The sequence below is a fragment of the Aquimarina sp. AD1 genome (assembly GCF_003443695.1).
Taxonomy (GTDB): Bacteria; Bacteroidota; Bacteroidia; order Flavobacteriales; family Flavobacteriaceae; genus Aquimarina; species Aquimarina latercula.
Genome location: NZ_CP031966.1, coordinates 5,072,864 through 5,086,007, shown reverse-complemented (window position 1 = coordinate 5,086,007; position 13,144 = coordinate 5,072,864). Strand labels below are relative to the sequence as shown.

The window sequence follows — 13,144 nt, the reverse complement described above, 5'->3', positions numbered from 1 at the left end:
AAATATCTATCAAGAAACATCTTTTTTTATATCAGATTTTTTATCACTACCAAGTTCAGAATATAATGGATCTTTAGCTATCAACTCCATTAAGTGTTTTTTGCATTCAAATTTTCGCTTTCTCACATATCCTTCGGTATAATTCGTTAATTGAGCAATTTCTTTCATACTCTTTCCATCAAAAAATAAAAACAATAGATCTTTACATTTACAATTAAGATTTAAGAGATATTTTCTATATAATGATTCACGATCTCTTTGTTCTATATTATCTATTATAGAAAAGTTTGTATCCGACACAAGGTCATTTATCCGTCCACAACAAGAAACTTTTTTCAACTTACTTAACCTTCTCATCCAAATATTTTTAGAAATCCCATAAAAATATGTATGTATAGAATAGTCGAGCACTAAAGAATCATTTTTTATTTTTTGATACAGAATAACAAGAGCATCCTGGAATATATCTTCAGCGTCTTTTTCTGTTCCAGAATTTTTGATAATAAAACTTTTAATTATGATAAAATTCCTTTTATAAAAATCTTTTAAAATTTCATTGTTACCATGTAATATACCGTTGAAAATTTTAATCTCATCATTGTACCCCATATTGATGATATAAGTTTAGTTAGTTTTTTCTAGATAATACCTGTAACAACTTTTGTTCCATTTTTATATCAGAAGTATAATGTTCTAGAAACTTCATACTGTTCTAAAAAGGCAGATATTACTTATCAAAATTGAAATTAACTAAGACCTGAAAAAATCAAAAGTATAAATGAGAGAACACCCGTTCTCAATGAGTAAAAGTGCCTATTCATTTTCTCTATGTAACATTTTGATTGTTATAGTATCAATTTAATTTCTTTCATACTTCCCAATGTTAGGTTATGAATTAACGACCTATGTTACAATTCAACATAAAATGACGACGATTGAAAATTAAATCATTTCATTTCCTTCTTAATTTCTAGATATTCGAGTCATCATTTAATAAGGCTATTAACTAAAACTAAACAAATATGACTACCGCAGATACTTTTTCTATAGCTAATATGATTGCTATGCCAATGTGGGTACTAATGATACTACTACCTAAATGGAAAATAACCAGATTCTTAATTGACTTCAAAATAATTCCCATAGCACTCTCCCTGATTTACGCCTTTTATATTTTTCAGGCAATACAAATTGGTGGAGGCATGGATTTCGGAAGTTTAGCTTCCGTGATGGCCTTATTTACTGAAGAAAACGCAGTACTTGCTGGTTGGGTACATTATCTAGCTTTTGATCTAATGGTAGGTATGTGGATACTAGATCAAAATAAAAAGATTGGAATACATCAACTGCTAATAGCACCTTGTCTTTTTGGAACATTTATGTTAGGACCAATTGGACTTCTACTCTTCTTAATCATCAAATCAATCAAACAAAATAAATCATGAAACATCTAAATCAAATATTCAAAGAAGTAAAAAAAGAAAACCTCATATTATATTGGGCAGTCATCATATACTTTATAACCGCAATTTTTTGTCTATCTGGAGTTTTAATTGATGACAGAACCTTAATGGGAGTTAATGTTTGGATCAAACCCTTAAAATTTTCTATCTCCATTGGTATCTATACCCTAACAGTTGGATATTTGATAACACTGTATCCATATTCTAAAAGGAAAAAAAATATTATAAACAATCTAGTTGTTTGGACACTATTAATTGAACTAGCAATCATTGTATATCAGGGATCAAGAGGAGTACGATCCCATTATAACGAAGAAACGCTATTTGATGGAATGTTATTCCTAGCTATGGGATTATTAATTGGAATCAATATATTACTGATGATATTGTTCATTATTGATACTTTACGATTAAAGTTAAATACTCCCAGATCTATTCAGTATGCTATTCTGATGGGTTGGTTAATTGTATTTTTCGGAAGCTGGATAGGTGGTCAAATGATTTCGCAGATGGCTCATAATGTTGGTACAGCAGATGGTGGCGCTGGTCTTCCATTAGTCAATTGGAGTACTATTAGTGGAGATCTTAGAGTAGCGCATTTTTTTGGATTGCACGGTATACAAATAATTCCGTTATTCGCATTATGGCTGTCTAAAAAATGGACTGTTTCTAATAAAAAACAAATCATCACAGTACTTGTTTTTGGATTGCTATATGCTGGATGGATTGGGTTTACTTTTTATCAAGCCAAGCAAGGTATCCCATTACTTAAACTATAACTAAACCAATATGCTAATTAATAAAAAGAAGCGCATAAAATACTTAGGTTTTGATGACTTTTGGTTTATTATCATCGGAATTTTAATCCTTAGTTTCATTACAGATTACCTATTTAGTAATTCATTCGTTCGACTTCCTTTTGGTGAAGCTATTATTAGTTGGAGTGTATCCCTTTTCTTTTCTACCTGTGATTGGTTTATTATTCGTGCCATCATGATTTTTTTACGAAAAAGACTCCCCGATTTTAAAGATAATTCGAAGCGTATTTTTTTGTTCTTTATTTCTATTGTTAGCACCGTTTTTTTAGTTGATGTATTCGGCAATATGATATTATCTTTTATTTGGGGATTAAACTACAATCCTTTATCAAGAGCTAAAGTATTAGTCCCTGTAATTTTGATTAGCACTATGACTATGGCGATATATGAGGCTATTTATTTTTATGTCCGGCTAAAGAAATCTATAAGAGATGAGGAACAAGCAAAACAAATGATTGTACAGGCACAGTTGGATACACTTAGAAATCAAGCTCAGCCACATTTTTTATTTAACACTTTAAATACTCTTAGAGATATCATTGATCAAAACTCTAAAGAAGATGCTAAGGAATTTGTAGATAAATTATCTGATGTCTATAGATTTATATTAGAATCTGGGAATGCAAATTTGACATTACTAAAAAATGAATTAAAATTCGCCAGATCATATATCCACATACAGTCAGAAAGGTTTGGGAAAAACCTAACAGTGCATTGGGATATTCCTGAAGCCTCATTAAATATGATGATAGTTCCGATGAGCCTTCAACTTTTATTAGAAAACGCAATAAAGCATAATGTAATTTCTAAATCAAAGCCACTCATCATATCAGTAAAAGTTGAGAACAACTCTTTATATATAACAAATAAGATTCAACCAAAATCTACTAAAGTACCATCCACCAAAGTTGGGTTAAAAAACATTGAAAAACGATATGGATTAATCTCTAATGAACCTATTGAAATAAGAAACGATGGAAACCATTTTATTGTTTCCCTTCCATTATTAAAATCATCTGATCAAAAAAACAATTATGCAGATACTGATTATTGAAGATGAACCACGAGCAGCCAACCAACTTCAAAATAAGTTGAAAGCTGAAAAATTTAATTATGAATTATTAGACATCATTGATACTATAGAAGATACAGTACTATGGTTTCATAAAAATAAATCACCCGACTTAGTATTTATGGATATTCAGTTAGCTGATGGATTAAGTTTTGAAATTTTCCAAAAAATAGATATTGATGCACCTATCATATTTACTACAGCCTTTGATCAATATGCTATCCAAGCATTTAAGGTTAACAGCATAGATTACCTGTTAAAACCGATCCAACAAGAAGAATTAAATCACGCATTGGATAAGTTTAAAAAATCTAACAAGCAACCTATAGTTGATCCATTGATCTTAAAAAAACTTCTTGGCAGTATACAAACTACTAATAAAAGAGAAGGTATATTAGTTAAAGAAGGAAATGGTTTTACACAAATTAAAATAGCCGATCTATTATATTTTTATTCTCAGGAGAGTATCACTTTTGGTGTCACTCTGGATAAAAGGTTTATTATTGATGAGACTATGGATCAGCTATTTGAATCATTAGACACCAATCAATTCTATAGAATTAATCGTGGTCAAATCATCTCTAAAAATTCAATTCAGAAGATAGACTCCTATTTCAACCATCGGGTTAAATTAGGCATTCTAAATCCCAGAGATCAGGATTTTATTGTTAGCAGACAAAAAACTAGTGATTTTAAAAACTGGTTAAATAGTTGAATTTAGTTTTCAGGAAAACCATTCAGGTTAAGTGTTTTCAATTCTTTATGATCATCTTCATAAATAAAATACACTTCTAGCTTAGGGTGAGTTTTTAAAAACGCTATAGATTTTTCTAAGCCCATAGACATCAATGCTGTAGCATAAGCATCGGCATCCATACATTTTTCTGTCAATACAGAAACACTTAATAGATTAGATTTATGAGGATATCCTGTTTTTGTATCGATAATATGTGCATATCTGTTTCCATGTTCATCAACCTTAAATTTGCGATAACTACCAGAAGTTGCCATGGCTTGATCTTCTAAATAAATAACTTTGCTATAAGATTGCGTTTGATCAAAATTAGGATCTTCTACTCCTATTCTCCAAGATTGCTCTTTGATTAAATTACTGCCTTTTCCTCTGATCTCTCCTCCTATTTCAACCAAATAGTTTCCTATTTTTTTTGATTCTAGAAAATCTGCAAATACATCTACAGCGTATCCTTTTGCTAATGCATTAAAATCAATAAAAGTATTCTTATGCTGTTTTATAACCTTATCCTTTTGTAAAGTAACCTTATCGAGTCCAACAGAAACCAATAAACTATCTATTTTAATGCTATCTAATGCAACTATTTTACCTTCTGGTCCAAAATCCCACGCATTTACTAAAACTCCAACGGTAGGATCAAAAACTCCATTTGTTTCTTTATAAATTCTTTTAGATGCTTTAAATACAGTTTGGAAATGATCATCAATAGTAACTGTAGCATCTCCTTGATTAATTTTAGAAATATCAGAATCATTTTGATAGGTAGACATAGAGGTATTAATAACCGTTACTATACTATCATATGATTTTGATAGATCTATTTTTTTTGAATCAATAAACTGAACCGAAAAGGTAGTTCCAAATGCATTTCCGTTGGTATAATTCAAATGCTGTTCTGGCTCCTTATTGCATGAAAACAAGCATATCACCAAAAGTAAAAAAAGGAAATTACGAATCATATTATTTAATTGAGATGAGTTTCTATTACTTGTAATCCAGCATACTCCATTGCATATGCTTCATTAAAAAAAACCGGCTTATTTGGGTTTTCAGAATTTTGTAGTCCTACACCTGCATAAAAAACCTTCGCTTCTTGTTCTCTGGCGTGCTTTTTAAACGCTTCCATCCAAACCATATCATAATTATGCGGATTATCTGGATATGCTATAGCTTTTACAATTACAAAATATCGTTGATTCGATGTATCAATACATACAAACTGTGGATGTTTCCCTAACTTACTATTAATAGCAATAAACTCGAAACCCTTTTTTTCCAATTCTTTTCCAACAATATTCATTGCTAGATTATGAAGTTCTTGTTTGGTTAAAATCCTACTCATAGCAGGCAAAGATACTACTCTCTACAAAAACTAAATACATAAACTAAAAAGTTGAGCAATCTATTGTATAAGATAATCTAAGTGTATCTGCTAAGTTCGTTTGAGCAATTTCACGATAATGATGAAAATCTTCATTAAAATTTCCAGTAGAATATGTAAATCTCACCTCAATATCTGAATTAGGTTTTGTTCTCAAATAAATCAGAGTATCCTTTTCTTGTTCAAATATATTTTGTGTCCCAAACGAATAAGAGATATTATCATTATCAACAATACCATTACCAACTGTCAAAGGTTCATTATTATTATTTCTAATTTTCAAATTCAATGCTAAAATAACCGGATACCAAGCATCAACATCTTTTATATTTTCCTTACCAGGAATAATACTATCTTTTTGAATTATTTCAGTATAATATGATGTCCCGTAATATTGTTTTAGAAGATTATATTTTTTCCCTAAAACATGGTTATAAGTTATAGAATAATTACCTTTTTCATCTGTCCAAACAGAGTCAACTGGATCGGTAAAGCAGCCGTTTAGAGAATTAGAGAACCTACAATCTATTGTTCCTAAAACTAGCTTAAAATCCTTAACATCAACCTTTCTTTCTACATCATACACCCGCCCTTTTAGAGTTGTTAAAACTGAAGTTTGATCATCATCAGACCCACAAGAAATTAACAATTGAACTATAATAATAGTTAAACTTTTTAAAACAAACTTCTTCATATTTAATATTTATTAGATCAATGCAAACGTAGTATATATATCTACTTATTATTTGTAATAAATAAGTAGATATGAATTTAGTTTCGCAGAAATCACAAATACAACAATTAACTATTTAAATCGTATAAACACACCTTTTTCAAAATAATAACTAGGAGTATAAATAGTAGTATTTTCTTCAAATCGATACCAAGGAGAAATATCAGTATCTTCAAAATTCTTAAGCAAGCATACATTCTGTGCTGGTGTATTTCCTTGTGCTAACAAAAATAGTTTCTGCCCTTGATCATTTACTATTTCATCTACTATTATTTCTATATGACCAGGAGTTCCTGGGTTTACTAGCATATCACCAATAGTCAAATCCTTTATTTTTACTTTTGGTAATTCTGTATGCAAAGATAACGTCCCCGCATACGTATAGACAAGATTCAAATATTTATAAAAATTTGATTTGGAAGAATTCGGGTTAGCTGTCTTATGAAAGGTTACTTTATTACCTCGGATCTTAGGTCTAAAACCTTCTGCATACTTTTCCCAAGAACAATAATGTCCCGAAGTAAAATTAAATCCTATGTCATCTTTTCTATTTGCATCCCAGAGATATTCTGCTCTCATTCTCATTAAAGCATCCGCACATTGTTGCAATCCATTAGCAGGAACAGGAATTTCTAAAATGGCATCATGCCAATTCTGTGCAAAGTATCTAGTATTATCATAATTTATAATAGGAGAACCGTGTTTTTTCAATTGATAATGACGAAGATATTCTTGAAAAGAACCTTTTGGATATGCTTTTCTTTTATATCCTTTCGGAAGTTCAACTCTGGTACTAATAGAATCTCCTAATTCATTAATATAACTAGGTGTTGAGATTGTGTTTTCTATGATTCCTTTAACATGGTTAGTTAATTGTTTTCCTTTAGAATTCATTCTAAGAATGACTATTAAAGCAATAACACCTAATCCAATTAAAAAATATTTCTTCATAAAAACAACATATACTAAGCAAGATACTTAAAAAAGAAAAAACCAGGGTAAACCCTAGTTTTTAACAAGCAATTAATCCCCTGATAACCATATGATTTAAATTCGATATTTTTGAGTATGATCCATTTATTAAAAATAATAAAACATTATTTAATCGTATTCTTATTATTATCTTCTTTTTCTACTCCTGCACAAGAACTTGATAGTTTATACAATATCCTGAATACTAAAAAAAATGATTCAATTATTGCCAAAGCTCACGGAAGAATAGGTTGGCTTACAATGTATACTGACTCTAAAAAAGCGCTACAACATCTAGATTCATCTCATGCCATTTACAAAAAACTTAATGATGAGAGAGGCTTAGTATACACTTCTTATCGAAAAGCTGTTATAAACAGAACGATAGGGAATTTAGAATTAGCGCTTAGCCAAATGAATTCATTTAAAGTATTTGCGGAGAAAGAAAACAACGAAAAGAATATAGCAAACGCTGCCTTCCAGTTGGGTGTTATTTACAGTGAGATGGGAGATTACCCTAAGGCTTTAGAACAATACCAAAAAGCAATCGCTATTTATGAAAAAAATGACAATATTGATAGCATAGGTTTTGTCTTAAATTCAATAGGAATAATCTATAAAAACACAAAACAATATAACAAAGCGATACAAACTTATAGGAAAGCAATAAAAATTCATAAAGGAGAAAAAAATCCTAATCGTTTAAGTGATGTATATTATGGTCTAGGTTCAATTTTTAGTGAAAAAAAAGCAACAGATAGCGCTTTAAAATACTATCGAAAATCAATTAAATTAAATAAAATGATTGATAAGAAATGGGGACTAGCTCTTAACTTTACTGAAATTGGAAATATTTATAGAGAAGAAAAAAAGATAGATAGTAGTATTTATTATTTAAACAAATCTTATGAACTTCAAATCGAAAACAATTTTAATTCAAATTTAATTTTAACTATTGCTAACCTAGTATTGTTAGAAATTGACAACAATAATTTTAATAGAGCTGAAACTTTATTTAAAAAAGGTATTTCTATTAAATCTGCATCCAAAAAATCAAAAAGAGAGATGTATAGGTCAGGATATCTGCTATATAAAAGAAATTCTAATTACAAAAATGCCTTAAAAAACCTTGAACAATTCAACACCTTAAATGATAGTATAATCAATGAAAGTGTATTAAATAATGTTAATCAATTAGAAATCAAATACGAGACCGAGAAAAAAGAAAGAGAAATTGCAGAACAGAAAATTCAGATTCAAGATCAAGAATTAGATTTAATCAAAAAACAACGACAAATCACTTTATGGTCAATTACTGGAGGTATTTTAGCATTAGTATTAGGCATTACCTTTTGGTTCAACAAAGAAAGACAAAAGAGAAAACAACAAGAAATTGAGAACCTTCAGAAACAGCAAGAAATTATAAAACTAGAAGCTTTGGTCTCAGGTGAAGAAAAAGAACGAGTACGATTGGCTCAAGACTTACACGATGGTATTAATGGTGATTTATCGGTCATAAAATTTAAAATGAATTCTTTAAACAAAAAAGCATTTTCAGAGACCGAAACAAATACGCATATCCAAGCCATAAGCATGCTAGATAATGCAATTGATCAGGTTCGTAGAATTTCACATAATCTAGCACCTCCATCCTTGCATAATTTCAGCTTGTTAGAAGCGATCAAACAGTATTGTAATAAAATACAACAAACAAATCCTTTTACTATTGATTTTCAAGATTTCGGAAACCCTTCTTCTTTTGATAGTGAGAAAGAAACTGCTATATACCGAATCATTCAGGAACTATTAAATAATATCGCTAAACATGCTAAAGCTACCGAAGTTTTAGTTCAGCTAAACAATACCGAAGAATCCTTAGAAATAACTGTAGAAGATGACGGCCAAGGGTTTGATACTCAAAATGTCAAAAATGGAATTGGCTTGCAAAATATTGCGTCACGGGTTTCTTTCTTAAAAGGTAATCTACATATAAACTCAGGAAATGATGGCAGTGCTTTTATCATTACTATTCCTTACCTAACTAGTACGAAAATCTCATGATTAAAATATGCATTTTAGACGATCATCAAATGATCATAGAAGGATTAGAATCCATGTTAAAATTAGAAACTGAAATCTCTGTAATTAACAGTTTTACGCATAAAGCAAACTGTTATGATTTTTTTGAAAAAGAAACTCCTGATGTATTACTTCTAGATATTAATCTTAAAAATGATAATGGGATAGCAATATGTGGTGAGCTCTCTAAAACATATCCCACTATTAAAATTATTGGTGTTAGTAATTACACAGAACCTGGTTTTATAAAAAACATGCTAAGAAGCGGAGCCAAAGGATATCTTCTAAAAAACACTACACAAGAAGAACTGGTAGACGCGATTAAGACCGTTATGAATGATCAAACATTTTTACCTCGTTCTGTAGAAACTATTTTATTAAATGATAGTATAGGTTCTCCACAATCCAAAAGAAGTATTCCAAAATTAACCCGTCGTGAAAAAGAGATATTACAACTGATCAGTGATGAAATGACAAATGCTGAAATTGCAGAAAAATTAATAGTTAGCATTAAAACCGTAGAAAGTCATCGAAATAATCTCCTCCAAAAATTTGGAGTTAAAAATGCAGCAGGACTTATAAAAAATGCTATGAATATGGGTTTTATTTCTTAACGCATTAAAAAACTCAGGGTTTACCCTAGTATTCACATTTACAACATATTACTGATTCGCGGTATCACTTCATTTTAGACCTTAGCTATATAATTATAAGCCATGTCAAAAATGAAAAAAATACTTCTATTACTTATTGCTAGCTATTTAATTAGTTGTAGCAATGACGATTCTACCACAACGAATCAAGCGCCAGCTAATTTTACGGTAACTACAGAAATAATAAATAATGATGTTACTATTTCATGGACTGAAGCAACAGATCCAGAAGGAGAACAAGTTACTTATGAAGTCATATTAAACTCTGAAAGCATCAGCATTGATCAGGAAAGTACATCGTTTCAAATAGATGATTTATCTTATAACACGAACTATGAAGGAAGTGTTACCGCCAAGGATACCGATGGGTTAACAACTACCAGTGATTTTAGTTTTACAATTGATGAACAACCAAATACCGCTCCTACCGAAGCATTGTTAATAGTCCCAGAAAACAATTCTAATAGTAACGATGTAGAAATCACACTTTCTTGGCAAGCTGCTTCTGACAATGAAAATGACCCAATAACCTATTCCGTATTCATTAAATCTGGAGATGAAAGTTTCGTACAATATGCAGAAAACCTAACAGAAAATCAGTTCAATTGGCCAGGTGGGGGCATTGATGAATCTCATCAATGGTATATAGAAGCAACAGATGACAAAGGAGCAAAAAGTACTTCAGAAACATTTTCATTCAGAACCATAGAAAACACTACCGTTAATTATTCTAATCAAGAACCTCCTTTTCCGGATAGAGATAGTCACGCTACTCTTATTTTTAATGATAAAATCTACCTTATTGGAGGCGGTTTAAGTACTGGAGGTGCTCGATATAATGACGTATGGGTTTCTGAAAATGGAAAAGAATGGACAGAACTAACGACGGGACCAAAATTTACAGCTCGCTTATGGCATAGTGCAGTAGTTTTCAATAATAAAATATGGATTATTGGTGGCAACGCAGCATATAGTAGTGGAAACGAACTGAATGATATTTGGAGTAGTGAAGATGGTGATACTTGGATACAAGAAAATGCAAATCCAACCTTCGCTCCAAGGTATGGTCACAGATCTTTAGTATATGATAATCATATATGGGTGTTTGGCGGTCGAGATGTAACTATAAGTTTTAGTAGAGAAGAAGTATGGAAATCTGCGGATGGAATTAATTGGACACTCGTTACAGACAGTGCTAATTTTGGTGCAGCCTCTTTTGATGTTGTTGTTTTTAATGACAAAATGTGGAAAATTGGTGGTCGCGGATCAGGGGTATTTAGTTCTACAAATGGAGAAAATTGGCAGGAAGAAATAAACGAACCAGCTTTTGGAAGATTACGATTTCAACATTCTTGTGCGGTTTTAGACGGTAAACTATGGCTTTTTAGTGGTTATAACGACACCCATCTAAATCCCCCAATTACAGATGCCTGGTATTCTAATGATGGTAAAGAATGGTTCTTGTCAAGTGACAATATTGGGTTTCAAGCAGTAAATTTTACCAGTACAGCTTTTAGAAATACCATCGTAATTATAGGAGGTGCAACCGGAGGATCAGGAAGAAATGCTGTAAACGACATCTATCACATCACACCAGACAAATTTCTTAATTAACAGCGATGAAATGAACTACAAAAAGTAAGTTAATATCACCCAAAATGATTACTGGTGAATTCCATTTGACCTTAGAAAAAATAAATATAAACAAATGAAAACAGGACACACTTTTATAATAATACTAGCCTTATTCCTCATAGGATGTTCTAATGATGACGAAACTATTATCAACACAGAACAAGAAGGGACCAATACTGCTCCATTAGAAGCAAAACTTTTAGGACCAATTAATGGAGCAGAAGTACAACAATTTCTAAATATTACGCTTAGCTGGAAAGGAGAAGATCCTGATAACGATCCATTAACCTATGATATTTTGTTAGGGAAAAGATCTAATCAGCTCGAAGTGTTGGTCGAAGGAATTGAACAAGAAAGTTATACCATAGATTTCTTAACTACAGGAGAAACCATATATTGGAAAGTTATAAGTAAGGATCCCGATGGATTAATCAGTGAATCTGATATTAACGGATTTAATATTTATGAAAATATCTTCGAAGGAGATTATACCATAACTTCTAACGAAGATTTAGAAAGTTTTGCCGCCAATGGTTATACCAAAATAATTGGTGATTTATCAATTGCTAATGTTACAAAATCAGAAAGCAATGATTTAAAAACACTTAACAAACTAGAAGGTTCTCTTTTTATAAAAGATACTAACTTTTCTAATTTTGATGGGTTAAACAATTTAGAAATATTAAAAGGAGACCTTAGTATAAGAAGTAATGATTTTTTAAAAAATATAACAGGATTAAGTAAAATTCAAAAACTAGAAAAAAGTATTTTTATTGAAGGAAACCCATTACTATCTAGCTTACAAGGAGTTGAAAATATCAATCAGTCTATGGAAGGATATATTTCAATTCAGAGCAATACCGCTTTAACAAATCTATCCCCATTATCAAATCTGCTATATGTTAGCAATGATATATATATAACAGGAAATGGAAATATTACAAACTTAGATGGATTACAAAACTTGCAAGCGACGGGTGGATCGTTAGTAATAGGTGACGAATCTAACTTAAGTTCTGTAGGTTTGAATAATTTTCAATCTGTTAATTCTTTAAGATTAATTAACATTGGTAAAATCACTGAAATAAATTTTGAAAATCTAACTGTAGTAAGAGGAAATATATCTATCCAATCTAATAACATTTTAACCAACATAAATGGTTTTGAGAACATTACTGGCGAAATATCCGAAGGTTTAGGTTTATTTATTATTAATAATCCCCTATTAACAAATATTGAAAGTTTACAAAATTTGACAACACTAGAAGAATTAAAGATTTCTAAGAACATAATGTTAAAAGAGATAAATTTTAATAAACTTCTAAATGTTCAAGAAATAGAATTAAACGAAAATGATAATCTAATCAATATTCAAATGGGAAATCTAGAAAGTGTCACCGACAATTTTGAGATTATTGCTAACCCATTATTAACTGATTATTGCAGTTTAGCAAGCTATGCTAGTATCGCACTTACAGAACAAAAAGAAATCACCACTGAAGGAAATCTGTACAACCCCACTACAGAAATGATCTCCACTAGAGAGGAATGCAGACTATAATCTTACTAAAATTCGCAAAAGAA

The 13,144-nt window shown here is 30.6% G+C and carries 13 protein-coding genes; 8 read left to right on the top strand and 5 right to left on the bottom strand.

The genetic code is table 11. The features are described from left to right. Positions 1-9 precede the first annotated feature (9 nt). The gene (locus tag D1815_RS21920; RefSeq protein WP_027395695.1) at positions 10-609 is read right to left on the bottom strand and encodes an RNA polymerase sigma factor; all 600 of its coding nucleotides are present in this window, start codon (positions 607-609) and stop codon (positions 10-12) included. A gap of 413 nt (positions 610-1,022) precedes the next feature. On the opposite strand from D1815_RS21920, the gene D1815_RS21915 reads away from it, so the two are divergent. From D1815_RS21915 to D1815_RS21900, 4 genes are read left to right on the top strand one after another with little or no spacing between them, the layout of a single operon-like run. Then, complete coding sequence (locus tag D1815_RS21915; protein WP_118389448.1) at positions 1,023-1,445, top strand: ABA4-like family protein; 423 nt, start codon at positions 1,023-1,025, stop codon at positions 1,443-1,445. Continuing rightward, positions 1,442-2,242, top strand: coding sequence for a hypothetical protein (locus D1815_RS21910; protein ID WP_118389446.1), 801 nt, complete (start codon positions 1,442-1,444; stop codon positions 2,240-2,242). Before D1815_RS21915 ends, D1815_RS21910 begins: the two co-directional genes overlap by 4 nt. A gap of 10 nt (positions 2,243-2,252) precedes the next feature. After that, positions 2,253-3,335: a sensor histidine kinase gene (locus D1815_RS21905; RefSeq protein WP_118389444.1), complete on the top strand. Its 1,083-nt coding sequence runs from the start codon at positions 2,253-2,255 to the stop codon at positions 3,333-3,335. Further along, positions 3,316-4,068, top strand: coding sequence for a LytTR family DNA-binding domain-containing protein (locus D1815_RS21900; RefSeq protein ID WP_027395699.1), 753 nt, complete (start codon positions 3,316-3,318; stop codon positions 4,066-4,068). The genes D1815_RS21905 and D1815_RS21900 overlap by 20 nt, the downstream gene beginning before the upstream one ends. Positions 4,069-4,070: 2 nt before the next feature. On the opposite strand, the gene D1815_RS21895 is transcribed toward D1815_RS21900, so the two are convergent. The 4 genes from D1815_RS21895 to D1815_RS21880 form a co-directional block, all read right to left on the bottom strand. Beyond that, positions 4,071-4,994, bottom strand: coding sequence for an FAD:protein FMN transferase (locus tag D1815_RS21895; protein ID WP_233557549.1), 924 nt, complete (start codon positions 4,992-4,994; stop codon positions 4,071-4,073). Positions 4,995-5,071: 77 nt separating this feature from the next. After that, positions 5,072-5,449 carry a Na(+)-translocating NADH-quinone reductase subunit F gene (locus D1815_RS21890; RefSeq protein WP_118389440.1) on the bottom strand — a complete coding sequence of 126 codons (378 nt, stop codon included), beginning with the start codon at positions 5,447-5,449 and terminating at the stop codon, positions 5,072-5,074. Positions 5,450-5,492: 43 nt separating this feature from the next. Further along, positions 5,493-6,182: a hypothetical protein gene (locus D1815_RS21885; protein WP_118389438.1), complete on the bottom strand. Its 690-nt coding sequence runs from the start codon at positions 6,180-6,182 to the stop codon at positions 5,493-5,495. Positions 6,183-6,293: 111 nt separating this feature from the next. Then, complete coding sequence (locus D1815_RS21880) at positions 6,294-7,172, bottom strand: DUF4846 domain-containing protein (RefSeq protein WP_118389435.1); 879 nt, start codon at positions 7,170-7,172, stop codon at positions 6,294-6,296. Between the two features lie 117 nt (positions 7,173-7,289). Here D1815_RS21880 and D1815_RS21875 point away from each other — a divergent pair, with 117 nt between their 5' ends. The 4 genes from D1815_RS21875 (at position 7,290) to D1815_RS21860 (ending at position 13,121) form a co-directional block, all read left to right on the top strand. Further along, positions 7,290-9,254 (top strand): sensor histidine kinase, encoded by a 1,965-nt coding sequence (locus D1815_RS21875; protein ID WP_118389433.1) that lies wholly within the window; start codon positions 7,290-7,292, stop codon positions 9,252-9,254. Next, positions 9,251-9,886, top strand: coding sequence for a response regulator transcription factor (locus tag D1815_RS21870; RefSeq protein WP_118389431.1), 636 nt, complete (start codon positions 9,251-9,253; stop codon positions 9,884-9,886). The genes D1815_RS21875 and D1815_RS21870 overlap by 4 nt, the downstream gene beginning before the upstream one ends. A gap of 111 nt (positions 9,887-9,997) precedes the next feature. After that, positions 9,998-11,539, top strand: a complete 1,542-nt coding sequence (locus tag D1815_RS21865; RefSeq protein WP_158594399.1) for a kelch repeat-containing protein — start codon at positions 9,998-10,000, stop codon at positions 11,537-11,539. A 94-nt stretch (positions 11,540-11,633) separates the two neighbouring features. Then, complete coding sequence (locus D1815_RS21860; protein WP_118389427.1) at positions 11,634-13,121, top strand: hypothetical protein; 1,488 nt, start codon at positions 11,634-11,636, stop codon at positions 13,119-13,121. Positions 13,122-13,144 lie beyond the last annotated feature (23 nt).